This is a genomic window from Mycobacterium appelbergii (assembly GCF_032883035.1).
Lineage (GTDB): Bacteria > Actinomycetota > Actinomycetes > Mycobacteriales > Mycobacteriaceae > Mycobacterium > Mycobacterium appelbergii.
The window spans coordinates 228,268-252,470 of the sequence record NZ_JAMQTH010000009.1 but is presented as its reverse complement, the minus strand read 5'-3'; the positions used below and the strand labels follow the sequence as shown (position 1 = coordinate 252,470).

Below are 24,203 nucleotides of genomic sequence, written 5' to 3'. Positions count from 1 at the left end.
ATGCTTCAACAATTGGCGCACACCAGGTGAATTCGGCCTACCATCGGCAGGTGGCTTTTCCCAGCGGGCTCGGGAACTCGACGTCGAGGCAGCTACGAAGCATGTCCCCAATGTTGGTCATCCCGGTTGGTTCTACCGAACAGCACGGTCCGCACTTGCCGCTGGACACCGACACCCGTATCGCCACGGCGGTGGCACACGCCGTCGCCGCGCGCCTCGATGGCCCTGCCGACCTGCACGCGTTGGTCGCGCCCGCCATCGGTTACGGAGCCAGCGGCGAGCACGAGGGATTTCCCGGCACGGTTTCGATCGGAACAGCTGCGCTGCGGCTTTTGCTGGTCGAGTACGGTAGGTCCGCCGCGAGCTGGGCCTCCCGCCTGGTATTCGTCAACGGTCATGGGGGGAACGTGGAAGCACTGGCAGCAGCGGCCGCGCTGCTCCGTTACGAGGATCGCGACGTCGGATGGGTCCCGTGTAGTGTTGCCGACGCCGATGCACACGCCGGACATACCGAAACATCTGTATTGCTACATATTTCGCCTGAGGACGTGTGGGTTGACGAGCTCAGCGCCGGCAGCACCGCACCACTGACGGAGCTGTTGCCGCTGATGCGCAGCGGTGGGGTCGTTGCGGTCAGCGAACTCGGGGTACTCGGTGACCCGACGACCGCTACCGCCGCCGAGGGCGAGCGTATCTTTGCCGAGATGGTTGACGGTTGCGCGGGCCGGGTGAGGCGGTGGCAGCCTGACCGGAACGGGATGCTCCGATGAGCGGACCGAGGCTGCCCGACGGTTTTGCCGTGCAGGTCGATCGCCGGGTCAAGGTGCTCGGAGAAGGTTCGGCGTTGCTGGGCGGGTCGCCCACCAGGTTGCTGCGGCTCGCCCCGACTGCCCAGACCATGCTCAACGGTGGACGCCTCGAAGTGCATGATGCGCTCAGCGCACAGTTGGCCCGGACCTTGCTCGACGCCACCGTCGCACACCCCCGGCCGGCCAGTGGACCGTCCCACCGTGACGTCACCGTCGTTATACCGGTGCGTGATAACGTATCTGGGCTGCACCGCCTGATCGGCACCCTACGGGGTTTGCGGGTCATCGTGGTCGACGACGGTTCGGTGGTCCCGATCGAACACGCCGAGTTCACCGGCATGCACTGCGACGTGCAGGTCCTCCGGCATTCCCGCAACAACGGCCCGGCCGCCGCACGTAACACGGGCCTGGCCGCTTGCCAGACCGACTTCGTGGCGTTCCTCGATTCCGATGTGGTGCCGCGCCGCGGCTGGCTGGAAGCACTGCTCGGACATTTCTGCGATCCGGCGGTGGCGCTGGTGGCACCCCGTATCGTCGGCCTGCACACCGCGGACAACCTCGTCGCCCGGTACGAGGCCGTGCGGTCCTCTTTGGACCTCGGCGTGCGGGAAGCTCCGGTGGTGCCGTACGGAACGGTCTCCTATGTGCCGAGTGCGGCGATCATCTGTCGCCGGTCCGCGCTGAACGGGGTCGGCGGGTTCGACGAGGCGCTGAAGTCCGGTGAGGACGTCGATCTGTGCTGGCGTTTCGTCGAGGCAGGCGCCCGGTTACGCTACGAGCCGATCGCACTGGTCGCCCACGATCACCGGACCGACCTGCGAGAGTGGTTCACCCGCAAGGCATTCTACGGATCATCGGCGGCACCGCTGACTGTCCGGCATCCGAACAAGACAGCACCGTTGGTGATCTCCGGTTGGACCCTCGTGGTCTGGTTGGCGCTGTCGATGGGGTCATGTGTGGGATATCTGGCCTCGTTGGTGGCGGCGGTGTTCACCGGCAGGCGGATCGCCCGCTCGTTGAGTGCCGTCGAGACCGAGCCCAAGGAAGTCGCGGTGGTGGCCGCGCACGGACTGTGGTCATCGGCATTGCAGTTGTGTTCGGCGATCTGTCGGCACTACTGGCCGATCGCACTGATCGCTGCGCTGCTGTCCCGGCGAGCGAGACACGCCGTGCTGTTGGCCGCGGTGGTCGACGGGGTGGTGGACTGGGCGACCAGACATGGAAACGTCGACGACGACACCAAACCTGTCGGCCTGTTCAGCCATCTGCTGCTCAAACGTCTGGACGACATCGCTTATGGGGCCGGTTTGTGGACCGGCGTCGTGCGTGAACGTCACCTCGGTGCGCTCAAGCCGCAGTTGCGGAGCTGACGCTGAAGCAGATTGACGTACTGATCGTCGGCGCCGGCAGCGCCGGATCAGTGTTGGCCGAACGGCTTTCCGCAGATCCGAGCTGTCAGGTGACTGTCGTCGAAGCCGGCCCGGCATTGTCGGACCCCCGGGTGGCGGCGCAGATCACCGACGGTCTGCGGCTACCCATCGGGGCGGCCAGTGGGGTGGTGCGGCACTATCCGGTGACGTTGACCGAGCAACCGCGCCGTCATGCGGAGATCATGCGTGGCGCCGTGGTGGGGGGATCGGGGGCTGTCAACGGTGGCTATTTCTGCCGTGGGTTGCCTGCCGACTTCGACCGCTGGGCGGTGCCAGGGTGGGCCTGGGAAGACGTGCTGCCACACTTCCTGGCGATCGAGAACGATCTGGACTTCGACAATGCGATTCACGGGTCCGACGGGCCGATCACGGTACGCCGGGTACGTGAATTCGACGGTTGTACAGCAGCTTTCGTCAACGCGGCGACGGCTGCCGGATTCGGCTGGCTGGAGGACCTCAACGGTTCGGATCGTGCCGCCACGCTGCCCGCAGGCGTGGGCGCGGTGCCGATGAACATCGACGGCGGTACCCGGGTGGGCCCGGGCGGTGCCTACCTGCAGCCCGCGTTGCACCGCGCCAATCTCACCGTGAAGACCGACACCAGGGTGTGCCGCGTGCGCTTCACCGGCGGTCGGGTGGTGGGGGTCGAGTGCCAGAACGGTGAGACCATCGATGCCGACCGGGTCATATTGTGCGCTGGGGCAATTGGATCGGCACACCTGCTCATGTTGTCCGGAGTCGGTCCGCCCGGCGTTTTGGAGCCGCTGGGTATTGCGGTGCGCTCCGGGGTGCCGGTGGGGACGGCCACGGTGGATCACCCGGAATGGGTGCTCCCGATCGACTGGACACCGACGCATGACCTGCCGCCTTTGGAGGCGGTGCTGACCACGGCCGAGGGCCTGGAGATCAGGCCGTATACCGCGGGGTTCGCCGCGATGGTGCACGGCGTCCGCGACGACCCTGTCGACCGGCCCCACATCGGCGTGGCGCTGATGCGCCCTTCCTCGCGCGGAAACCTCCGATTGGCGAGCGCCGATCCAGCGGTGCGGCCGGTGATCGAGCACCGGTACGACAGTGCGCCCGCCGACGCCATCACCCTGGCCGACGGCGCTGCCCTTACTCACGAATTGGTCAGCGGGACAGGTGAAGTCGGCGAACCATCCTGGTCGACGTCGCAACATCTGGCCGGTACCGCGCCGATGGGCACCGGAACCGATGCGGTACTCGACCCGACCTGCCGGGTACTCGGCGTGACCGGTCTGTGGGTGGTGGACGGGTCGATCATGCCCGCGATCACCAGCCGCGGCCCGCATGCGACGATCGCGATGATCGGTCACCGGGCCGCCGAGTTCATCGTGACCTGATCCGACGGATCGATCGGAGCTGCTGCCCGTCACGCCCCGGCGCCCACGCCCAGACGAAGACCGCGGCCACGGAGATCACCGTTGCCATGACGAGCAGTGCGGAGTTCGTCGCCTCCAGAAATGCCTGCCGGGCGAGTTCGGACAGCCCGCCGGCCTGAGCGCCACCCAGGCGCTCGGACACCGCCAGCGCTTCGGCAAGAGAATGTAGCGCAGGCTCGCGGAGCTCGACCGGAATGTCGGAGATCTTCGGCGCGAGCAGGTCCTGGTACTGCGCGGCCAGGATGGAGCCCGACACCGCGATACCCAATGCGGCACCCACCTCCCGGGTGGTGTCGTTCACCGCCGACGCAACACCCTGCTTCTCGTCGGGAACTGCCCCCATGATTGCGGAAGTAGCTGGGGCCGTGCACAATCCGATTCCGGTGCTCATGATCAGCAGCGGCCAGGCGAAGGCGAGGTATGACGAGTCGAGTTCGAGTGATCGCATGCAGAGCAGGCCGGTGGCTATCAGTACCAGGCCGCAGAACACCGCAATCCGCAATCCGAGCCGTGGCAGGTAAAGGTGAGTGGTGGCACCGATGGCGAGAACCGGAATAGCCAACGGGCACAAAGCAAATGCGGTCTCGATCGGGCTGTATCCCATCACCAGCTGGATGTACTGCATGCTGACGAAGAAGAATCCGAAGTTGGCGAAGAACAGGAATGTCATGCCGATGGCACCGGTTGCGAAATCTGGCCTGCCGAACAGGCGCACATCGAGCAACGAGTGCTCGCGTCGCAACTGGACGCGGGTGAACACGGCGGCGAGTGCGATCCCGCCGGCCATCGCGCCCCAGACCATGGGGTGGCTCCACCCGCGCTCGGGGGCGCCGACCACGCCGAAAACGAACACCGCCACGCCCGCGCCGACGAGCACCGCGCCACGCCAGTCCAGCGGGGCGGCATTCTCGTCGCGGGATGAGGGCACGGTGCAGGTGAGCGCCAACAGCGCGAGCCCTGCCGCGGCGAATGCGACGAAGATCGACTGCCACGTCCAGAAATGCAACAGGCCACCGGTGGCCAGGAAGCCGACGATGGCCCCGGATCCCACCACGCCGGCCCAAATCCCCACGGCCTTATTGCGTTCGGCCTTCGGATAGGCCGCGGTCAGGAGCGACAGCGTGGCAGGCATGATGAATGCCGCACCGGCCCCGGCGGCCGCACGTGCGACGATCAACTCGACCGGGCTGTCCAAGATGAGTGGTGCCGCCGAAGCCAGCGTGAAGATCGCCAACCCGACCAGTAGGGCACCGCGCCGGCCGTACCGGTCGCCGATCGCCCCTGCCGGGAGCAGCAGACACGCCAGCATGAGGGTGTAACCATCGATCACCCAGGTGAGTTGCGTCTGGGTGGCCGAGGTCTCGATGGCGATGTCGGGCAGCGCGGCATTGAGCGCCACCATCGACGCGACCACGATCGAAACATCCGCACAGGCCACCGCGAGCAACCAGTAGCGCTGCCGCTTCGACAACATCGCCATGCCCGGGTCTATATCCTGTGCGGAATCGACGAGGGATTCGGTCATGTAGCGGTCTCCTTCGTCGGACGATAGTTTTGAGACTAACAGTCTCGTAGGGAGACGGTAAGTCTTGTTTTGTGCGGAGGTGCAGTGCGAAGGGGTAGCAGGTGACCGCCGGGAGTGGTGACCCACGGCCGGCCCGTTCGCGGGCGCGACTACTCGAGGCGGCGACCTCGCTCCTGCGTTCAGGCGGTCCGAGCGCGGTCACGGTGGATGCCGTCACCCGGGCTGCCAACGTTGCCAGGGCCACTCTGTACCGCCACTTTCCAAGTGGAAATGACTTGTTGGCAGCCGCTTTTCATGCTCTGATGCCCGCAGCCCCGATCCCGCCCGACGAGGGCACGCTTCGGGACCGGTTGATCGCGCTGGTGCAGGCGCAGGCCGACATGATCGCCGAGGCGCCGATCAGCATCACCGCGATGTCATGGCTGTCGCTGGGCGGGGATATGGAGAAGCTGCCCTGGCGGGCTGCCGACAGCCCCCAGGTGCGCACCTTGCGCGAGCGCGTCGCCGAACAGTACGCGTTGCCGTTCGAGGCGATTTTCGACAGTCCGGACGCGGTGGCCGAACTGGGGCAGGTCGACCGCACTCAAGCCGCCGCGCTGTTACTGGGCCCCATCGTGCTCGGCAAGCTCAGCACATTGCCGGAGTTCGACTACTCCGCATGCGCGCGGGCGGCGGTGGATGGCTTCCTGGCCACCCACCGCGCCGGCGGCCGAGCGCCTCAGCGCACCGAGTAACGAATCGGCAGATGCTTGAGGCCGCCGACGAAGGTGGTCGCGGAAAGCTCGGGCGTACCGGACAATTCGATGGATTGCAGTCGGGGCAGCAACTCGGAGAACAGGCTGTTCATCTCCATCCGGGCCAGCGCGGCACCCAGGCAGAAATGCACCCCGTAGCCGAACGAGAGATGTTTGTTGGGGTCGCGTCCGACGTCGAACCGGAACGGTTCGGTGAAGATCTCCTCGTCCCGGTTGCCGGAAACATAAGCCAGGTATACCGATTCGCCCTTGGCGATGGGTACCCCGTGCACGGTGGTATCGGCGGTGGCGGTACGCATGAATTCTTTGACCGGCGTGGACCAGCGGATCATCTCCTCGACGGCCGTGCCCATCAACTCCGGGTGCGCACGTAGCCGTTCCATCTCGCCCGGGTTCTCCATGAGCGCCAGCAATCCGCCCGAGATCGCGTCCTTGGTGGTGTCGTGGCCGGCGCTCGCGACGATGACGTAGTACGACGCGGTGTCGACATCGGTCAGTGGCTCACCGTCGATTCGGCCGTTGGCGATCGCCGATGCCAGATCATCGGTCGGGTTGGCCCGCCGCGACGCGGTCAACCGGGAGAAGTAGTTGAAGAAATCCATCAACACCGCCAACCCGTCCTCCAGGGACTCGCCGCGCTGGTACTCCTCGTCGTCGCCGCCGAACATCTCCTGGGTCAGCATGTGCATGCGGCCGAAGTCCTCCTCGGGCAGGCCGAGCAGCGACATGATCACGTAGAGCGGAAAGTCGACGGCGATCGCGGTGACGAAATCGCACTCGGGGCCGATGTCACGCATCTTGTCGACGTAGCGTTTGGCGAGTTCGTCGACACGGACCTTGAGTGCGCGCATTGCCTTGGGGCGGAACCAGTCTGCGCCGATGGTCCGAACCTTGCGGTGGTGCGGATCATCCATGTGGATGAGCGTGCGAAGGCCCATTCCCGATTCCAGTTGAGCTCTGGCCATGTCGTCGGCGGCAGCCGTGGCCAGCAGGGGCCGTGGCTCGCTGATGAACAATTCGTTGTCACGTTCGACGGCCATGATGTCGGCGTGCCTGGTGATGGCCCAGAACGGGCGGTATGGCGGATTGTCCACCCAGGCCACGGGGTTGTTGGCGCGCAGATGGGTCAACGCGGTGTGCAGTCTGGAGTCGTCGGCATACGCCGTCGGGTCGGCCAGGACTTTCGCGGCGTCATCCATGGTCGGCGCACTCATTCGGATTTCCTCCCGATCGGACTTTCTTGACGAGTGTCAAGTTCCACCCTATGTGACCGACGCCACCCAAGGAAGGGAAAAGCGGGAACAGATGCCAGTAGGCTCAGCGCGTGCTGCCCGCTAAGGTGTGCCACCGCCGAGGTCGTCTGAGCGCGTTGGTCGCCGTGCTCATACTTGTTGTGTCGGTCATGTCGGGATGCGGTCGCAGTGACAGTCGGAGCATGCCGCCCCCCGGTGATCCCGCCGTGGTCCAGACGACCACCGGGGCGCTGCGCGGGACGGTGGCAGCCGATTATCGGTTGTTCGCCGGAATTCCTTATGCTGCACCACCCGTCGGTCCGCTGCGGTTCGCGAAGCCGGTCGCCGCGACGGGCTGGCAGGGGGAGCGTGATGCCACCCGCCCTGGACCGCGATGTGTCCAGGATCCGGCCGCCGACCCGGAGAACGGCCGCAACACCTCCGAGGACTGCCTCACCCTCAATGTGTGGACGCCGCCTGCCTCGGGTGAACCCAGACCGGTGATGGTGTGGATCCACGGCGGAGCCTTCGTCAACGGCAGCGGCGATGTCTACGACTCCCGGTGGTTGGCGTCGCGTGGCGACATCATCGTCGTCACGATCAACTACCGGCTCGGCACTCTCGGATTCCTGGCCCACCCCGCGCTGGGCGCCGCCGGCGACGTCGGCAACTACGGGCTGGCGGACCAGCAGGCCGCGCTGCGCTGGGTCCGCGACAATATCGCCGCCTTCGGTGGAGACCCGGAAAAAGTCACGGTCGCAGGTGAATCCGCGGGCGGGATGTCAGTGTGTGACCATCTGGTGGCGCCGGGGTCGGCGGGATTGTTCCGGGCTGCGATCCTGATGAGCCCGCCATGCCAGGCGCAAGCAGATCTGGCCACCGCGGAGCGGGACAGCGTGGAGTACGCCGCCGGTGTCGGGTGCCCCGATCCGGCCACCGCCGCGGCCTGCCTGCGTGCGCTGCCGACAGATGACCTTCGGAAACCGGTCTGGTACTTCAATATCGGCAGTGACGAGCTGACCGGGCCGGTGGTCGGAACCACGGAGCTGCCCCAGGATCCGGTGGCCGAGATCGCCGGTGGGCGGGCCGCGCGCGTGCCCGTGCTGATCGGCACCAACCGCGACGAGTTCACGCTCTTCACCGCGTTGCGGTATCTGCGGGAAGGGCAGCGCTTCACGGTAGAGCAGTACCCCGCACTGTTGGCCGAGACCTTCGGCCGCCACGCCGCGGCCGTGGCGGCCCACTACCCGATCGACCGTTACGGCGGTGTGGCGCAGGCATACTCGGCGGCAGTGACCGACGGGGAGTTCTCCTGCGTGGCCAACCGGCTGGCCGGCGGGCTGGCAGGCACCGACACCGTCTACTCCTACGAGTTCAACGACCGGACCGCGCCGGCCCCAGATGTCATGCAAACTCTGCCGTTTCCGGTCGGCGCCAGCCATTCGCTCGAACTCCGCTACCTGTTCGACGTGGGCGGCGCACCACCGTTGAATCCGGCGCAGCAGGAGTTGTCGGCGTCGATGATCGCGTACTGGAGTCAGTTCGTCAGGACCGGCGATCCGGCCGGCGACGGCCAACCCGCCTGGCCGCCGTCGGACGAGGCGGCGAAAATCATGTCGCTGAAGCTGGGCGGCCCACAGATGATGGACGGGTTCGCCAATGAGCACCGGTGCCCGTTCTGGGCGGGGCTGAACTGAAGACGACTGAAAGGCACACCGACCAATGCCGACGCCGGACCCGCAGACGTTCGCCGATTCCTGGGTGCAGGCCTTCAATGCCCATGACGTCGAGGCGGTGCTGACGCATTTCCACGATGACGTCGTCTTCACCTCACCGGTGGCCGCGCGGGTGATCCCGGGCAGCGACGGCCGGGTGCGGGGCAAGGCGGCGCTTCGCGACTACTGGATGACCGCGCTGGCGGGGATGCCGGATCTGCACTTCGAGGTCCTCGACGTGTACCGCGGCGAATCGGTCCTGGTGATCAATTACCGCAATCAGCGCGGCGGGCTGGTCAACGAAGTGCTCCTGTTCGACGGCGACCTGGTGCGCGAGGGCCACGGCACCTATCTCTGATGAGCGATTTCGGCGTGATCGGTTGCGCTCAGCGGAACGGATCACGCCGAAATCCCTAGATCGCGGTCACCCACGTGGTGATGTCGGCGTGCACCACCTCGACGCCGTTGCGGTCGGTCACGCTGACCGGAACAACGATGTCGGCGCCATCGCCGATCGCGGTGAAGTCGGGCGGGTCGAGGGTGGCCGTGGCCCTCAGTGACGTGGTCGCCTTGGCGAGGTAGGAGACACTCATCGCCTTGGGGATCCAACGATGGCTGGTCGGCACGGTCGCCTCCATCAGCATCCCCATCGCCATCTCGGCGGCGTTGCACGACGCGATCGCGTGCACGGTGTGCAGGTGGTTGTAGATGAAGGGTGTCGAGCAACTGCACCCCCGACCACGGAGGCACCGCAATGACCACCATCCAATCAACCATCACTGATCTTCCCGAGCCCGCCGGGGCGCTGGACTTCGGCCCCTGGGAGAACACCGCCGCCGAGTGGAACTCCACCGGCATCGCCTTCCGCACGTTCACCGGCTCATCGTGGGTGGTGCCACTGCACGACGACAACACTCTCGATTGGTGGATCGGCAGCGATGGTGTCACCGTGAGTATCCGACGCATTCAGCTCAGCACGGGTCAAGTAAAGCGGTGGGTGGACATCGTCGGGAACACGGAGCTGCTGTCCACGGTTGCGGTGCGGATGCTGACCGCATCGCTAGCCGAGGCGAATGCCGAGATAGTCCGGATGAGCGCCACGGACACGTACGCCCCATGCTCGATGGTCCCGACGTTCTCACGCGCGGTTTAAAGCCAGCTAGACCAACGAAGAGACCCCCGCAGGAATGGTGCGGGGGTCTCTTGCTGTGTCAGCGCCCGGTCGGGAACCGCGCCTCGAACCTGTCCCGTAGGCGGTCAAGCCGCGCCTGCAACTCCTCGGACTCAGCCTCGGTACGGCGGACAGGGTTGCCCCAACGATCAACCGGAACATGAATGTCGAACATGATTTTCTCCTGTGCATGGAATCCACGGCCGACTTTTGCCAGTCGCTCTGTCCATGCCACGAGAGATTGCGAACCTTTACAGAGGGAAGGTCGCTGTGATGAGCAGATTACCCGACGCTGGCGGTTCGTGAAAGAGCCCAGGCCCCTCACACCCACTCCACAAGGCTGTAGCCGTGGCCACCGTTACCGGCAGACGGCCCGGAGGTTGACCCGCCAATGCCGCCACGGGCTCCACCACCGCCGCCGCCGTAGTTGCCTCCCGCGCCGCCATTGCCGCCACCGCCAGGGCCGGAGTCACCTGCCGCCTGATCCAGGGCATCATTGCCGGCAGTCCCACCGGTTCCCGTTGTTGTGTCCCCACCTCGGCGGGCGGCCAGGGAGACGCCGGTGGAGTTGATCCCGCCACCCGCACCACCACCAGCAGCACCGCCAGCAGCGTTGTCTGGGGCGGCGCTGTTGTACTGCCCGCCGGATGTTCCGTTGGCGGTCGTCGCGGTGATGCCCGATGCGCTCGCCGTACCACCGGCGCCCACGACCCCGTTCCCTCCAGAGGTGGCATTCGTAGCGCCACCGCCCGCCCCTGCTATCAACGACACCGAGCCGGATGCGAAAACCGACGCACCGCCCGGTGACCCGTCCTGCCCGCTGCGGATGGCACCAGCCCCGCCTGTGCCCCTTGTTATCGAGATTGTCGGCCCCAGGGACTCGACGGGTATCCAGGTGCGGAAAACTTTGGCACCACCACCACCGCCAGGGCCGCCGCGTCGAGACACGTTGGTCGTGGTGGTGAAGTAGCCTCCGCCACCGCTGGTGTGCGCTGATCCGACAATCGCGTGTCGTTACCGACACACACCGTTGTCGAAGATGTCCCCGTAGGAATGCGGGCGATGCCGAGAGTCCCCGAAGTTATCTCCGTAGCGGAGTGGGTGTGTGATAGGGCAGCCTGGCCGTCCAGTTGCCCCTGGATGGCCGAGGTCACGCCACTCACGAAGTCCAGCTCTTCCGCCGTGGCCGTGACATCAGTGATGTCTGCTAGCTCGTGGGTATGGGTAGTGTCGGCCTTCCCGATTAACCCGGTAGTGTTGGCGTTAACCTCGTTGGCGACATCGTTGACGTCATCCGCCGTGAGGACGTCACCCGTCTGCCAGTCGTTGCGGAGAGTCATAGGCTCCCCTCCAAATCGGGGTCAACCGTGACGAAGATGTATGTTCCATCTTCTCGCAGCACCTTCTTGTCCACCAGGCGGCTCGGGATGCGCGCCGGCTCGTATGCGTCCAGGTCCTTGGCGTGAATGGTCGCGCCAGCCGCCAGCAGCGCCGCCCACGCATTGTTGTCGGAATCCCATGCATTCCACGGCGCCCGGTAGTCCTCACATCCTGACGCGTCGACCGTCAACCCGAACGCCAGAGATTTCGACTTCGGACTCCGTGACCCGGCCACGGAATCGTTGGCCGCGGGATGCGCGACGCCAGCGTTCATGGCTGCGCCGACCAGCGGCACCAGGAGCGAGTCCAACTCTGCCGAATGGGTTGCCGCTGCCTGCCAAGCCTTTTGGACTTTCAAGTCGTTCAGGGCGAGGATGTCATGCGCCGAGGTCGTCGGATCGACCAGACCTGCCGCGACCGTCAGCGCGGCGGCTGCGGTATTGAACTTCGCCTGCACGGCCTTGTACGTCTCGGCGGCGTCCTCCCTCACAATCCGCCCCAAGCGGTTGGTGATCGCTGTTTCGACGTGTGCATTGAGCAGATGAACCTGCCCGCCGAACTCTGCGAGGGATTGGGCGCGCAATGCTTCAACGTCATCGCCGTTGATGAGCGCGTCGATCAGCCACGCGGTCACGGGCTTGTCCAGGTTCTTGAACGCAGCCAGCCGGCTAGCCAGCTCTGCATGTTCATCGGGTGCCGCGAACCCAGCTTTGGCGAGTAGTGCGGTGCGGATCGGCTGACGCTGAAAGCCTGGCGAGTCAACGGATTTGAGCTGAATAGTCATGTTATCTCCTAGTTGGATAGATGGGTTAGTGCTGAGGTCCGTACCACTGATATGCGGTGTTCTGATTGGCGAGCATGTCGGCCAACATCTCTGTGTTGGTCTTGCGCTTGGTTAGGTTCTTCTGTTGGTCGGCGGTGAGCTCGCCGGGAGTGTGGCCCGCACTTGGGATGACCGACGACTTGCCGACAGGTTCGAGTTCGGCACTCTCGGCCTCAGGTTCCTCGACTGCGTCAGCGAGCGGGGGATTGAAAACCCGGTTCCACTCGGCGGCGATGCGATCCACGGCAAGCTCGGGGGGTTGATAGTCAGACATTTGATTCTCCTTGCGTTGGAAGTGATTTACAGCCCGAATAGGGGCTTGCCATCTTCTGGGCTGTAGGCCAGGGCCAGAATCAGTGCACGCTTCTGGTCGTCGGTGAACTTCCAGGATTCGCCGGTCACCGGATTAACCAGACCGTGTACAGATTCTTCATCGGAAAGATTGCCCTCAGCCCACCTGATCAACAGCGGTCCGAGCGAGTTCTCGATCAGGTGGTGCTTCTCGTTAGGATCGGCTGGCCACGGCAGCGACGACCACGCGCCGGTCCGGGGGTCTATCCAATGATCTTTGGACAGTTCAGTCATGTTGGTTCCTAACAGTTGTTGAATGATGGGCAGAGTTCACCGGGACCGCTGACGGGTCGGCGGCAGCGGTGGCAATGAGCGGGACTGACCCAGCACTGACACTCGGGGTCGTCAGTGCACGGGGTGAACGTTCCGGTGCTCCAGTGCCTGGCCTGGAATTCGCTCTCGTTGTCGAGCATCCCCTGGGACTCCAGCCACAGCAGGCCGTCGAATTCCGGCGCACCAGGCACGTAACGCGGGTCCCGCTTCGGCCGGTTGGCGGGACCCGATTTCTCGAAAGTCATTTCGCACTCCTCATGCGGTACTGGCCGGCCTTCACGTGGCGCTCGCTCTTCGGGATCGTGGCCCACACAGTCAGGGCGCCGATATGGTCGGCGATGGACTTCAGCTGGATACGGCGCTCAGCCGCCAACTTGATCAACAGCGACGTACTGACATCGGGGTCGACTAGACGTTCGGTCAGCCGCTCAGCCAGATCGGCAGCAGCCTCCGCGGCGGCAAGATGCTGTAGCTCCCGCTCGTCCCAATCGAGGCGGTCCGGGTCGCCGTGACGTTCCTCGGACACCCGCGCCAACGCGGCATCGAGTTGTTCGCGCAGCTTCTGTGCTGCGGTACGTTTACGTGGCATAGTTACACTCCAAGCAATAGTTGTAAGGTACGAATAGGTACCTGATCGGTAAGGTTCAAGACGAACCTCACCCCTTCCGACCAGCGGCGGAGCACTGTCTGGGGGTTCAGGTTGAGATTCCTGTGCTAGCAGGCTGTGGCTGTCCGACTATGACGGCCGCGCCGGGCTGGCCTTGGTGGGGGGTCTGGTGGCCGGGTCCTCGTCGAGGCTGCCCCGTGCGCCGCTCTCAGCGGCCCTGTGGTTGATGTTTGCTGCGCCCGTGGGTGGAATGCCTAGGCATGGTCTCACGGTTGCTCTGAGAGCTGCTCAGGGCGAATGGATGTCGTCTTGTTCGAGCAGATCCGATACGGCCTCGCACACCAGCCAAGCCGTTTGCTCATCCAGGGTCAGCCGAGTACATCTGCCATCACCGGCAATCGCTCGGGTGATGTCGACATCGCCGTTGAGGTCGAGTTGGAGCACGACAGGCGGGCCGTCGACCATGCCCACTTCTACCCGCTTCACTCGGCCCCGAAGATCTCGTCGAGGTCCAACAGGTCATGTATCCGATCACTGATCGCACGGCTTTGTTGGTTGGACAGTCGCTGACCCAAGATGATCAGGCCGCCATTCGGATGCTGCTCGACAGCCAGATCGAGATCGGTACAGAGGATGCACACGCCACTACGTCGATGAGTGCTGCGGCCACACCCGCAACGGATGGCATTCCGCCTGCGCTTCCCGGTCACTGCTCGACGACATCCACGAGGGCATCCGCGACGGCGATCGCCAGCGCCTCGGGGAAGATCAGGCGATGTTCCTTGCCGTGGGCGAGCGTTCGGCTGATCTCGATCAAGCGTTGCTTGCCGGGCTGCCTGAACACCACCACATCGCCGCGATCATTGGGGATGCGGATCATCGGCCATCCGCCTCGGCCCACTCGACCAAGGCGAGGGCGAGGTCAACAGCTTCGGCCTGTGTGAAAACGATGTACCGTTCGCCGCCATCGTCGTGGTAGGCGATCAGCTTCACGCGGCCATCGGGCAGGACCTGCGCCGTCAAGTCGTCAACGGTCATGGAGCTGGTGGTGCCGTGCTCGGCCCAGCACTCGATGCCGGCCAGCAGGGTCTCAGCCAGGTCGCGGGCGTGGCGAACGTGGACACCTTGGTGCACCACTCCGCGGCCCGCTGCTTTGCTGACCTGAATCCAGGGCAACGTTGCGGTTACCTCGATAGACAATGTGTTTCCTTCCATGAGAGATGAGACCGCCCCGGCCGGAGCATCGCGAAGGGGAATAAGCGCGCTCAACGACCGGGGCGGTGTTTCCGGCGACAGTGGTGATCAAGTACAGGACTTGAGCGGCCCATCGTCGGAAGATGTGGGTGACAACTTGGCTCAACCCCCTACCAAGTTGCCTTGCTGCACAGGAGTGGACAGCGGATGTCCGCCGCGGGGAATGGGATGGCCATCCTGGGTTGCGCGGCGAAGTCTCTAGGTCTCGATCCAGCGGCAGTGACTCGGTGTCGCCGAGACCGGACCGCTTCGGGTCACCGTGAGATGGACCGTGAAGCCGTCACGGTTGGCTGTCCAGCCTCCCGTGTGATCGATATGCAGGGGCACAGATTGGGGACCGTCAACGGTCGCGACGGTTAATGCTAGTGGAGTCAATGTTGTTCCGATGCTTGAAGATTCCGCGCTTAGATGCGCCTATAAGAAGTAACTTCTAAACAATGCTGGCCAGACAGGAGGCCAGCCACAGCCCATCAGGGAGATAGCCACCCAACGGCAGCGATGCCCTTCTCTTTCATGGATGGCCCCGCCGAAGGCGGAAGGGACTCAACCCGCTACCCAACGCAACGTCAACGTCACCCGAAGGGAAAAGGAGCGGCTCTCGGCCTGCGGCCTTCGCCGCAGCAACAGGTAGTTATCGCAAGCATGTTGAACATCGTTCTGAGCGATGTGTTCATGCCCTCACTGGGTGGCAACCTGTGAAACAACAAGCGGGGTAATGAGGATGTGAGGGACGAATATCCTTATATAGGGGGTACCCAGTACCCAGTACCCGAGCCTTCTACCAGCAGGAACAGTTACTTGCTGGGTACGCGGTGTACCCAGGTTTGTTTGTCCGTTTCGCCCTTTCGGATGCCTGCCCGGTTGATCTTCTGCTTGGCGCTGCTCTCCGTGATGCCCAGGTGGGCGGCAACCTTGGCGGCCGCGTCACGAACCGTCGCCCCCTTGCAATTGGTGTTCAGCCACGCCAGGAGATCGGCACCGTCGTCCAACCGGTCCTTGGACCGCTGCTGCTTCGGCTTGTCGTCAGAGTCACCCCACGGTCCACGCTGAACTAGCCGATAGAACGGCCCTGCTTGCGGCACGGCCACCAACTGTTGGGGTTGAGTCATCCCGTTGCCGTCGATGATGCATGCCGTGTTCCCGCCACGCAGACCCTTGCGGTTGGTCTTCCGAACCTGAATCCACGCCCGCGCCTTCTGGGTGCTGATCGACAGCCCCATCGGCTTAGCCCCCGCCACCGAGTAGCCGTGCTCGGACTCGTGGTGCAGCACCACTACGGGTATCCCCCGATTGGTGAGCTTGGTCAACCCGTCGAACACGGTCGTCAATGCTGCCGCGTCGTTCGTGTCTCCCGTCGCCCCCATCAAGTTGTCGAGCACAACGAAGTTGAAACCCTCGGCCAGTAGCCCGTCTGTGAGGCTATCCCACTCGACGGTTCGCGCGGTGCGACCCAGGTGGAACATCGAGACCTCAGCTTCGGGTGGCAGTCCGCCTTCTTTGTGGAGACGGGTGCCGTATTCGCGGCCGGAGTCCGGGTCGGTCCAGAGGACGGCAGGCTTCCACAGCTTCGCCGGATCAACGGGTGTCATCCCCAGGAACTCGTGGTTATCGGTCAACAGGGCCAGCAGCATCGAGGACACGAGATAGGACTTGCCGACGTTCGACCGGCCGTAGACCATCGTGACCGACGAGCAGATCGTCTCGTGGAAAACCCAGGGGTCAACATCTTTGCCACGTTCGTACTCGCCCCATGCTGTGGTCCGTGGGAATCGGGCTGCGAAGTCAATCACGGTTGCCCCCTCTCAGTAGCATTCGCCGCCGTGCCGGGTCCAGCGCCACATGCACGCGGGCTCATCGCACAGTGGCCCGTAGGCTTTACCGTCGTCGAGAACGAGGCCGATGTCGTCATGCTCCTCGTGACGAGCTTCTTCCAGGACATCGTCCACACTGGGCTCATCCCATTGGTCAGGCTCGGCCATGTTCCTCCTGCGCCGCAGCGATCTGCGCGGCTCCGCCGCCATCGTCAGCCAGACCGTCGAGCAGTGCCCGGGCGTCACGGTTGCGCTGGCGCCATTTCGCTTGCCGTTCTCTACGGCACTCGGGGCAGTACTTCGCACTCGGGATGTGCGGGTGCAAGTCAGGCTTGGAGCATCGCACGGTTCCTCCTTTGGATAGCGTGTCGCCGACGTGTCGAGGACATGGCCGAACCCGGCCAGAATGGACATGGCCACCGACCACGGCCGGATGGCAAAACTCATACCGCCCTTTGGGTTTGGCACGAGTGGTACGAGGACCCGCGGTTCACCACACCGCACGTTGCGGCGGCGAGTTCGACGGATCGTGGTGTCGCGGATATACGGGCCGGCCTCGGGGTCCCGGTCGATGCGGGTCGAGTGCGGAATCTTCCCGCTATCGCCCTGCATCGAGGACACGCAGCGTCCCCAGTGCAGCGCGGCAGCAGCAGCGTGGTTGACGTCAACGGTCTGGCCGCAGCACGCCAGCCGGAAGTACAGCGACGTGGGCTGCGGGACCAGCGCGGCGATGATCGCCCTGTCCTTGACCGGGTGTCGGTTGCTGGCCTTACGCACGCGGCCGTCAGGATGAACCTGATATTTACCAGCACCAACCCATTCCGAGCGGCGTCCTGGTATGATTATACCATCCGTGAGTTTGCTGGGTGGAGCATCGACAACAACTGCGTCCACGATGGACTCGAAGCTAATCGTCATGACGCCACCTCGGTCGACTTCACAACGGGCTGCTGCGTCAGTAGCCGCACAATTTGCTGCCGCTTCTCTGCGGTCAACGGCGGCGCGTTTTTGAGCTGCTCCGCAATCCACTCGGCGTCGGTCATAGCGCAGACGGTAAACGAACACCTGTTCGTTTGTGCCGGCGTGTTTCGTGTACTCACAAAATTGAGGATCGAGACCGCGTCCGACAAGTTAGACGAACACCCAAACCAGTATCTACCTGCGGTAACGCCGGATCACCGGCAATCGACCTGCACAAACAGGATTAACTAAGAATTCTGTATGAAAATCAAAGAGGTGACGGGACCAAGCCCCAAACGCCAAGGCTGAACTACTTCCAGACGATTGAAATCGAAGCAGGATCAAGCCGACGTTGCCCCTGCTTCGCCGGATGCACAGTGATCGACATCAGTGTGTCGATGATCTTGGCGCGCACATCCACACTGACGCTGTCCCAGCGGTCCCGCAGCTCCCCATCACCATCTAGCAGTTGTATGGCCGGATGCGTGGTGACCGCGTCGGCCAGCGTCCGGTCGATGTCGTCGAGCTCGGCTTGAATGATCGCCGATTCCCGCTCCACGGCACCCACCGACAACGATCCCTTGCGCAGCAAGGTGGCCAGTTCATCCTGCGTAGCCGCCAGCGCGGTACGCCGCGTCTCCAGACTGCTGGTGTCGGGTTTTTCCCGCACCGTCACACCCTGATCGGCTAGGTGCTCCAACACGAGGTCGGTGATTTTCTTGTCCAGTGCTGGGGCGCTGCGGCCCACGTGGCTTTGACGGCACACGTAGCTAGGGTTGCGGTTCTTCCCATGCGGATAGGCGGCGTACAGCGGGCCGTCGCAGACGGCGCACCGGCAGATCCCAGACAGCAAGTGCCGACGCTCGAACGCCAGACCTTGGCGGCGGGACGGGTCACCCAGCATTGCCTGCAAGCCTCTCCAGAGCGTCTCGTCAACAATCGGCAGCCACCCCCCTTTGCCGACGATCTGGCCCTCGTGCGCGACCAGGGCAGCCAACCGCGGGTTGGTGAGCACTCGACGGACGTGCAAATTGGTCCACGGGACGCCTCGGACAGTCAGCGTCCCTGATGCATTCCAGCGGCGGGCAACCTCATGAATCGATGTTCCCGACAGGATATCGGTAACGGCCTGCCGGATCATCGAGGCTTCGGGTTCCCTGGGTGTTCCGTCGCCGTGATACCCGAATGGTCTGGAGCCTTCTTTACGCCATGCTCCGGCCGCGCGACGCCGGTGGTTCGCGGCGCGACGGCGTTCGGCGTGGTGCTCCGACTCTTGACGGGACACGCTGCCCAGGATGCGGGCTGTCATCTTCCCCGCCGACGTGGCCAGGTTGAGATCGCCGGAGTTGACCGTCTGGACGGTCGCTTCGCCAATGGCGTCGATGATGCGTTCCAGGTCCGCGAGAGACCGGTACAGCCGATCCACGTGCCAGCACACCAGTACGTCGTGGCGTCCCGCCGACAGGTCGGTGAGGAGGCGCTCAAACTCTGGCCGTACCGCACCGGAATAGGCGCTGATCGAGTTGTCGACATATTCGACCACCGAGTCGGCGCCCATCTTGCCGACCAGGTCTCGGCAGGCTTCGAGTTGCTGCCCGACCTCTATCGGATCCTTGCCCTTGGCCAGGCTGATTCTCGCGTAGATCGCGGCGCGCATATGAGCACTATACAAGACAGGTGTATTAACGCTATGTTCTTCATGAAGAACCACTTCGGCACCGTCACCTCGGCGAGCCCGGGCTCCATGCGGACGACGTGCGGCACGATCGTGGCGAAATACGGCACGCGGGCCATGGCGGCGGCCGAGAACAGGCGGCTGCCGCCGGGGCGCCGCGCCAATCGTTGCCACATGCGGTAAGTGCTGGTAGCGCCGGTCATGGGGCGATCTTAGAAGCACCGGGTGCGCCGAACGTGGGGAGTACGTACTCTGGGCAGCGGTTTTGCGTGCACAGCGCCCACGCTCGGCGGGGTCGTCGGCGGCGCTGGCCAGGGATTTGGAGCACGCCCGGATCTAAGGCATACTATTCGGGTTGCCTTGCGCCGGGTTTTGTACCTGGCTGGGCATACGACCAGCGCCCATACGGGCGCATCCGGTTCCAATTCGATCGTGACGGATTTCCGACGCGGGCGAGTATGCGTGAGGGCGACACACCCGACCGCGGGGGCCGGTGGACCACAGACAGGTAAACAGCGGCGGCAATACTCGGCGCGACCGCGCCGGGGTACCAGGCCCGACTGGGATCATCCCAGGGAGGGCCGGCCGATGTACGAAGCAGGAGCGAGGTAGGAGAAGCGTGGCGGGACAGAAGATCCGCATCAGGCTCAAGGCCTACGACCACGAGGCCATTGATGCCTCGGCGCGCAAGATCGTCGAAACGGTCACCCGTACCGGCGCCAGCGTGGTCGGCCCAGTGCCGCTGCCGACCGAGAAGAACGTGTATTGCGTCATCCGGTCCCCGCATAAGTACAAAGACTCGCGGGAGCACTTCGAGATGCGTACCCACAAGCGGTTGATCGACATCCTCGACCCGACGCCGAAGACCGTTGACGCACTCATGCGCATCGATCTGCCGGCAAGTGTCGACGTCAACATCCAGTAGGAGAACCCAAAAACATGGCTAGAAAAGGCATTTTGGGCACCAAACTGGGCATGACGCAGGTGTTCGACGAGAACAACAAAGTCGTCCCGGTGACGGTCGTTAAGGCCGGCCCCAACGTGGTGACCCGCATCCGGACCACTGAGCGTGACGGCTACAGCGCCGTGCAGCTCGCCTACGGCGAGATCAGCCCCCGCAAGGTCAACAAGCCGGTCACCGGCCAGTACGCCGCCGCGGGCGTCAACCCGCGCCGCCATCTGGCCGAGCTGCGGCTCGACGACGAGGGTGCCACCGCCGACTACGAGGTCGGCCAGGAGCTGACGGCGGAGATCTTCGCCGACGGCGCCTACGTCGATGTCACCGGCACCAGCAAGGGCAAGGGCTTCGCCGGCACCATGAAGCGGCACGGCTTCAGCGGCCAGGGCGCCTCCCACGGTGCGCAGGCTGTGCACCGTCGCCCCGGTTCGATCGGTGGCTGCGCCACCCCGGGCCGCGTCTTCAAGGGCACCCGGATGTCGGGTCGGATGGGTAGTGACCGCATCACCACCCAGAACCTGAAGGTGCACAAGGTCGATGCCGAGAACGGCGTGCTGTTGATCAAGGGCGCCATCCCCGGACGTAACGGTGGATTGGTCGTTGTCCGCAGCGCAATCAAGCGAGGCGAGAAGTAATGACACTCAAACTCACAGTTCAGACTCCGGCAGGTAAGACGGACGGTTCCGTCGAGCTGCCCGCCGAGCTGTTCGACGTCGAGGCGAACATCGCGCTGATGCACCAGGTGGTGACCGCCCAGCTGGCGGCCGCCCGCCAGGGCACGCATTCGACCAAGACCCGGGCCGAGGTCCGCGGTGGCGGTAAGAAGCCGTACCGGCAGAAGGGCACCGGCCGTGCCCGCCAGGGTTCGACGCGTGCACCGCAGTTCACCGGCGGTGGCATCGTGCACGGCCCGAAGCCGCGCGACTACAGCGAGCGCACCCCGAAGAAGATGATCCGTGCGGCACTGCGCGGTGCATTGAGCGACCGGGCCCGCAACGAGCGGATCCACGCCATCACCGAGCTGATCGAGGGTCAGGCTCCGTCGACCAAGAGCGCCAAGGCGTTCCTGGCGACACTGACCGAGAACAAGAAGGTGCTCGTGGTCATCGGCCGCACCGACGAGGCGGGGCGCAAGAGCGTGCGCAACCTGCCCGGCGTGCACGTGATCTCGCCTGACCAGCTGAACACCTACGACGTGCTCAACGCCGACGACGTGGTGTTCTCGGTCGAGGCGCTGAATGCCTACATCAGTGCGAATACCAAAGAGGAGGTGTCGGCCTGATGGCAACCGTCACTGATCCCCGCGACATCATCCTGGCGCCGGTGATCTCCGAGAAGTCCTACGGACTGATCGAAGACAACACCTACACGTTCGTCGTGCACCCGGACTCGAACAAGACGCAGATCAAGATCGCGATCGAGAAGATCTTCAGCGTCAAGGTCGACTCGGTGAACACACTGAACCGCCAGGGCAAGCGCAAGCGCACCCGCACTGGTTTCGGGCAGCGTAAGGGCACCAAGCGCGCCATCGTCACGCTGGCCGCAGGCAGCAAGCCCATCGATTTGTTCGGGGCACCGGCGTAACCGCCGGGAACTAAGAGGATTTAACTGATATGGGAATTCGCAAGTACAAGCCGACGACTCCGGGTCGTCGCGGTGCCAGCGTCTCCGATTTCGCCGAGATCACTCGTTCGACTCCGGAGAAGTCGCTGGTTCGCCCACTGCACGGCAGGGGCGGCCGCAACGCGCATGGTCGGATCACCACCCGGCACAAGGGCGGTGGCCACAAGCGTGCCTACCGCGTCATCGACTTCCGTCGCCATGACAAGGACGGCGTCAACGCCAAGGTCGCGCACATCGAATACGACCCGAACCGCACCGCGAACATCGCGCTGCTGCACTACCTGGACGGCGAGAAGCGCTACATCATTGCGCCGCAGGGTATCTCGCAGGGTGACGTGATCGAGTCGGGCGCCAACGCCGACATCAAGCCCGGAAACAACCTGCCGCTGCGCAACATCCCGGCCGGTACCGTGATCCACGCTGTGGAGCTGCGACCCGGTGGTGGCGCCAAGATGGCCCGCTCGGCCGGCGCCAGCATCCAGCTGCTGGGCAAGGAAGGCGCATACGCCTCACTGCGTATGCCGTCGGGTGAGATCCGCCGCGTCGACGTGCGCTGCCGCGCCACCGTCGGCGAGGTCGGCAATGCCGAGCAGGCCAACATCAACTGGGGTAAAGCCGGCCGCATGCGGTGGAAGGGCAAGCGCCCGACCGTCCGTGGTGTCGTGATGAACCCGGTCGACCACCCGCACGGCGGTGGTGAGGGTAAGACCTCTGGTGGTCGCCACCCGGTGAGCCCGTGGGGCAAGCCCGAGGGTCGTACCCGTAAGCCGAAGAAGCCGAGCGACAAGCTCATCGTCCGTCGCCGGCGCACCGGCAAGAAGCGCTAGGAGTAGATAGCGATGCCACGCAGCCTGAAGAAGGGTCCGTTCGTCGACGGCCATCTGCTCAAGAAGGTCGACGTTCAGAACGAGAAGAACACCAAGCAGGTCATCAAGACCTGGTCGCGTCGGTCGACCATCATCCCGGACTTCATCGGGCACACGTTTGCGGTGCATGACGGCCGCAAGCATGTCCCGGTGTTCGTCACCGAGTCGATGGTCGGGCACAAGCTCGGCGAGTTCGCTCCGACGCGCACGTTCAAGGGTCACATCAAGGACGACCGGAAGAGCAAGCGGCGATGAGTACTGCAACCACGACTGAATATCCATCCGCGATGGCGAAGGCCCGCTTTGTGCGTGTCTCGGCCAGCAAGGCGCGCCGCGTCATCGACCTGGTCCGCGGCAAGAGCGTCGAGCAGGCTCTCGACATCCTCCGGTGGGCTCCGCAGGCAGCCAGTGAGCCGGTCGCCAAGGTGATCGCCAGTGCGGCGGCCAACGCCCAGAACAACGACGGTCTGGATCCCGCCACCCTCGTGGTGGCCACGATCCACGCCGACGAGGGCCCGACCGCCAAGCGCATCCGTCCGCGCGCCCAGGGGCGTGCGTTCCGGATTCGCAAGCGCACGAGCCACATCACCGTGATCGTCGAGAGCCGGCCGCCCCGCAAGGGCAGCGACAAGGCTTCCGCCGGTTCGACGCGGTCCCGTCGTGCTCAGGGCAGCAAGGCCGCCGCGAAGAAGACCACCGAGACAGCTGCTTCTGAAGAAGCGAAGGGAGGCTCGCAGTAGTGGGCCAGAAGATCAACCCCCACGGTTTCCGGCTCGGTATCACCACTGACTGGAAATCCCGGTGGTACGCCGACAAGCAGTACAAGGACTACGTCAAGGAAGACGTCGCGATTCGTCGCCTCCTGGCCACCGGCCTGGAGCGGGCCGGCATCGCCGACGTGGAGATCGAGCGGACCCGTGACCGGGTTCGCGTTGACATCCACACCGCGCGTCCCGGCATCGTCATCGGTCGTCGCGGCACCGAGGCCGACCGCATCCGCGCCGATCTGGAGAAGCTGACCAAGAAGCAGGTCCAGCTCAACATCCTCGAGGTGAAGAACCCTGAGTCGACCGCGCAGCTCGTGGCCCAAGGTGTGGCCGAGCAGCTGAGCAACCGTGTCGCTTTCCGTCGCGCGATGCGCAAGGCGATCCAGTCGGCCATGCGTCAGCCCAATGTGAAGGGCATCCGGGTGCAGTGCTCGGGTCGCCTCGGCGGTGCTGAGATGAGCCGCTCGGAGTTCTACCGCGAGGGTCGGGTCCCGCTGCACACGCTGCGTGCGGACATCGACTACGGCCTGTACGAGGCCAAGACCACCTTCGGCCGCATCGGCGTGAAGGTGTGGATCTACAAGGGCGACATCGTCGGTGGCAAGCGTGAGCTGACCGCCGCGGCGCCGGCCGCCGACCGTCCGCGTCGTGAGCGTCCGTCGGGCACCCGTCCGCGTCGCAGCGGTTCGTCGGGCACCACCGCGACGAGCACCGAAGCAGGTCGTGCCGCCACCGGTACCGCCACCACCGATGCGCCCGCCGCTACTGAGGCCGCACCCGTCGAGGTCGCAGCCCCTGAGAGCACGGAGAGCTAA

General features: G+C 64.6%; 31 protein-coding genes and 3 pseudogenes. 15 read left to right on the top strand and 19 right to left on the bottom strand.

Annotation, left to right across the window (positions count from 1 at the left end; genetic code table 11):
• Positions 1-26 precede the first annotated feature (26 nt).
• The 3 genes from mftE to mftG are packed head-to-tail and all read left to right on the top strand — an operon-like array spanning position 27 to position 3,603.
• Positions 27-770, top strand: coding sequence for a mycofactocin biosynthesis peptidyl-dipeptidase MftE (gene mftE, locus M1247_RS22030; RefSeq protein ID WP_317158501.1), 744 nt, complete (start codon positions 27-29; stop codon positions 768-770).
• A complete protein-coding gene (gene mftF, locus M1247_RS22025) occupies positions 767-2,179 on the top strand; it encodes a mycofactocin biosynthesis glycosyltransferase MftF (RefSeq protein ID WP_317158500.1) in 1,413 nt (470 codons plus the stop codon). Before mftE ends, mftF begins: the two co-directional genes overlap by 4 nt.
• An 11-nt stretch (positions 2,180-2,190) precedes the next feature.
• Complete coding sequence (mftG, locus tag M1247_RS22020; protein WP_317158602.1) at positions 2,191-3,603, top strand: mycofactocin dehydrogenase MftG; 1,413 nt, start codon at positions 2,191-2,193, stop codon at positions 3,601-3,603.
• Here the strand turns inward: mftG and M1247_RS22015 are convergent.
• A complete protein-coding gene (locus tag M1247_RS22015) occupies positions 3,590-5,167 on the bottom strand; it encodes an MFS transporter (protein ID WP_317158499.1) in 1,578 nt (525 codons plus the stop codon). The two genes, mftG and M1247_RS22015, sit on opposite strands and share 14 nt — an antisense overlap.
• Before the next feature lie 101 nt (positions 5,168-5,268).
• Between M1247_RS22015 and M1247_RS22010 the strand changes: the two genes are divergently transcribed.
• Positions 5,269-5,901, top strand: a complete 633-nt coding sequence (locus tag M1247_RS22010) for a TetR/AcrR family transcriptional regulator (RefSeq protein ID WP_317158498.1) — start codon at positions 5,269-5,271, stop codon at positions 5,899-5,901.
• Here the strand turns inward: M1247_RS22010 and M1247_RS22005 are convergent.
• Positions 5,886-7,136 (bottom strand): cytochrome P450, encoded by a 1,251-nt coding sequence (locus tag M1247_RS22005; RefSeq protein ID WP_317158497.1) that lies wholly within the window; start codon positions 7,134-7,136, stop codon positions 5,886-5,888. The two genes, M1247_RS22010 and M1247_RS22005, sit on opposite strands and share 16 nt — an antisense overlap.
• Positions 7,137-7,357: 221 nt before the next feature.
• Between M1247_RS22005 and M1247_RS22000 the strand changes: the two genes are divergently transcribed.
• Both M1247_RS22000 and M1247_RS21995 read left to right on the top strand, forming a co-directional pair.
• Positions 7,358-8,851 carry a carboxylesterase/lipase family protein gene (locus tag M1247_RS22000; protein ID WP_410506917.1) on the top strand — a complete coding sequence of 498 codons (1,494 nt, stop codon included), beginning with the start codon at positions 7,358-7,360 and terminating at the stop codon, positions 8,849-8,851.
• A gap of 25 nt (positions 8,852-8,876) precedes the next feature.
• The gene (locus M1247_RS21995) at positions 8,877-9,227 is read left to right on the top strand and encodes a nuclear transport factor 2 family protein (RefSeq protein ID WP_317158495.1); all 351 of its coding nucleotides are present in this window, start codon (positions 8,877-8,879) and stop codon (positions 9,225-9,227) included.
• A gap of 55 nt (positions 9,228-9,282) precedes the next feature.
• On the opposite strand, the pseudogene M1247_RS21990 reads toward M1247_RS21995, so the two are convergent.
• Positions 9,283-9,582 (bottom strand): annotated as a pseudogene (locus M1247_RS21990) (hotdog fold domain-containing protein); the annotation flags it as partial.
• Between the two features lie 41 nt (positions 9,583-9,623).
• On the opposite strand from M1247_RS21990, the gene M1247_RS21985 reads away from it, so the two are divergent.
• The gene (locus tag M1247_RS21985; protein WP_317158494.1) at positions 9,624-10,022 is read left to right on the top strand and encodes a hypothetical protein; all 399 of its coding nucleotides are present in this window, start codon (positions 9,624-9,626) and stop codon (positions 10,020-10,022) included.
• Positions 10,023-10,361: 339 nt separating this feature from the next.
• Here the strand turns inward: M1247_RS21985 and M1247_RS36450 are convergent, their stop codons facing one another.
• The 16 genes and pseudogenes from M1247_RS36450 to M1247_RS21910 all read right to left on the bottom strand — a co-directional run.
• Complete coding sequence (locus M1247_RS36450; protein ID WP_410506920.1) at positions 10,362-11,045, bottom strand: glycine-rich domain-containing protein; 684 nt, start codon at positions 11,043-11,045, stop codon at positions 10,362-10,364.
• A 179-nt stretch (positions 11,046-11,224) separates the two neighbouring features.
• A pseudogene (locus M1247_RS36445) lies at positions 11,225-11,380 on the bottom strand (hypothetical protein); the annotation flags it as partial.
• Positions 11,377-12,054 carry a hypothetical protein gene (locus M1247_RS21975; protein WP_317158492.1) on the bottom strand — a complete coding sequence of 226 codons (678 nt, stop codon included), beginning with the start codon at positions 12,052-12,054 and terminating at the stop codon, positions 11,377-11,379. The gene M1247_RS21975 and the pseudogene M1247_RS36445, both read right to left, overlap by 4 nt.
• 175 nt (positions 12,055-12,229) lie before the next feature.
• On the bottom strand, positions 12,230-12,517 hold the full coding sequence (locus M1247_RS21970; RefSeq protein ID WP_317158491.1) for a hypothetical protein: 288 nt from the start codon (positions 12,515-12,517) through the stop codon (positions 12,230-12,232).
• Positions 12,518-12,543: 26 nt separating this feature from the next.
• The gene (locus tag M1247_RS21965; protein ID WP_317158490.1) at positions 12,544-12,828 is read right to left on the bottom strand and encodes a hypothetical protein; all 285 of its coding nucleotides are present in this window, start codon (positions 12,826-12,828) and stop codon (positions 12,544-12,546) included.
• A gap of 8 nt (positions 12,829-12,836) precedes the next feature.
• Positions 12,837-13,112: a hypothetical protein gene (locus M1247_RS21960; protein ID WP_317158489.1), complete on the bottom strand. Its 276-nt coding sequence runs from the start codon at positions 13,110-13,112 to the stop codon at positions 12,837-12,839.
• Positions 13,109-13,456, bottom strand: a complete 348-nt coding sequence (locus M1247_RS21955) for a hypothetical protein (RefSeq protein ID WP_317158488.1) — start codon at positions 13,454-13,456, stop codon at positions 13,109-13,111. The genes M1247_RS21960 and M1247_RS21955 overlap by 4 nt, the downstream gene beginning before the upstream one ends.
• A gap of 306 nt (positions 13,457-13,762) precedes the next feature.
• Positions 13,763-13,945 carry a hypothetical protein gene (locus M1247_RS21950; RefSeq protein WP_317158487.1) on the bottom strand — a complete coding sequence of 61 codons (183 nt, stop codon included), beginning with the start codon at positions 13,943-13,945 and terminating at the stop codon, positions 13,763-13,765.
• A gap of 11 nt (positions 13,946-13,956) precedes the next feature.
• Positions 13,957-14,115: a hypothetical protein gene (locus M1247_RS21945; RefSeq protein ID WP_317158486.1), complete on the bottom strand. Its 159-nt coding sequence runs from the start codon at positions 14,113-14,115 to the stop codon at positions 13,957-13,959.
• Positions 14,116-14,180: 65 nt separating this feature from the next.
• Complete coding sequence (locus M1247_RS21940) at positions 14,181-14,354, bottom strand: hypothetical protein (protein WP_317158485.1); 174 nt, start codon at positions 14,352-14,354, stop codon at positions 14,181-14,183.
• Positions 14,351-14,674, bottom strand: a complete 324-nt coding sequence (locus tag M1247_RS21935; protein ID WP_317158484.1) for a hypothetical protein — start codon at positions 14,672-14,674, stop codon at positions 14,351-14,353. Before M1247_RS21935 ends, M1247_RS21940 begins: the two co-directional genes overlap by 4 nt.
• Positions 14,675-15,522: 848 nt before the next feature.
• Complete coding sequence (locus tag M1247_RS21930) at positions 15,523-16,518, bottom strand: AAA family ATPase (RefSeq protein ID WP_317158483.1); 996 nt, start codon at positions 16,516-16,518, stop codon at positions 15,523-15,525.
• A 12-nt stretch (positions 16,519-16,530) separates the two neighbouring features.
• Complete coding sequence (locus M1247_RS21925) at positions 16,531-17,457, bottom strand: hypothetical protein (protein ID WP_317158482.1); 927 nt, start codon at positions 17,455-17,457, stop codon at positions 16,531-16,533.
• Positions 17,454-17,582, bottom strand: coding sequence for a hypothetical protein (locus tag M1247_RS21920; RefSeq protein ID WP_317158481.1), 129 nt, complete (start codon positions 17,580-17,582; stop codon positions 17,454-17,456). Before M1247_RS21920 ends, M1247_RS21925 begins: the two co-directional genes overlap by 4 nt.
• 227 nt (positions 17,583-17,809) lie before the next feature.
• Positions 17,810-19,156 (bottom strand): recombinase family protein, encoded by a 1,347-nt coding sequence (locus tag M1247_RS21915; protein WP_317158480.1) that lies wholly within the window; start codon positions 19,154-19,156, stop codon positions 17,810-17,812.
• A 35-nt stretch (positions 19,157-19,191) separates the two neighbouring features.
• A pseudogene (locus tag M1247_RS21910) lies at positions 19,192-19,377 on the bottom strand (DUF4442 domain-containing protein); the annotation flags it as partial.
• A 416-nt stretch (positions 19,378-19,793) separates the two neighbouring features.
• On the opposite strand from M1247_RS21910, the gene rpsJ reads away from it, so the two are divergent.
• Genes rpsJ through rpsC form a run of 8 tightly spaced genes read left to right on the top strand, consistent with a single transcriptional unit; the run spans position 19,794 to position 24,203 of the window.
• On the top strand, positions 19,794-20,099 hold the full coding sequence (gene rpsJ / locus M1247_RS21905; protein ID WP_003883485.1) for a 30S ribosomal protein S10: 306 nt from the start codon (positions 19,794-19,796) through the stop codon (positions 20,097-20,099).
• Positions 20,100-20,113: 14 nt separating this feature from the next.
• Positions 20,114-20,767, top strand: a complete 654-nt coding sequence (gene rplC, locus M1247_RS21900; protein ID WP_317158479.1) for a 50S ribosomal protein L3 — start codon at positions 20,114-20,116, stop codon at positions 20,765-20,767.
• A complete protein-coding gene (gene rplD, locus M1247_RS21895; RefSeq protein ID WP_317158478.1) occupies positions 20,767-21,414 on the top strand; it encodes a 50S ribosomal protein L4 in 648 nt (215 codons plus the stop codon). The genes rplC and rplD overlap by 1 nt, the downstream gene beginning before the upstream one ends.
• Entirely contained in the window at positions 21,414-21,716 is a 303-nt protein-coding gene (gene rplW / locus M1247_RS21890) for a 50S ribosomal protein L23 (protein WP_317158477.1), read from the top strand. The genes rplD and rplW overlap by 1 nt, the downstream gene beginning before the upstream one ends.
• 29 nt (positions 21,717-21,745) lie before the next feature.
• The gene (gene rplB / locus M1247_RS21885) at positions 21,746-22,582 is read left to right on the top strand and encodes a 50S ribosomal protein L2 (RefSeq protein ID WP_317158476.1); all 837 of its coding nucleotides are present in this window, start codon (positions 21,746-21,748) and stop codon (positions 22,580-22,582) included.
• Between the two features lie 12 nt (positions 22,583-22,594).
• A complete protein-coding gene (gene rpsS, locus M1247_RS21880) occupies positions 22,595-22,876 on the top strand; it encodes a 30S ribosomal protein S19 (protein WP_031732414.1) in 282 nt (93 codons plus the stop codon).
• Entirely contained in the window at positions 22,873-23,361 is a 489-nt protein-coding gene (rplV, locus tag M1247_RS21875) for a 50S ribosomal protein L22 (protein ID WP_317158475.1), read from the top strand. The genes rpsS and rplV overlap by 4 nt, the downstream gene beginning before the upstream one ends.
• On the top strand, positions 23,361-24,203 hold the full coding sequence (rpsC, locus tag M1247_RS21870; protein ID WP_317158474.1) for a 30S ribosomal protein S3: 843 nt from the start codon (positions 23,361-23,363) through the stop codon (positions 24,201-24,203). Before rplV ends, rpsC begins: the two co-directional genes overlap by 1 nt.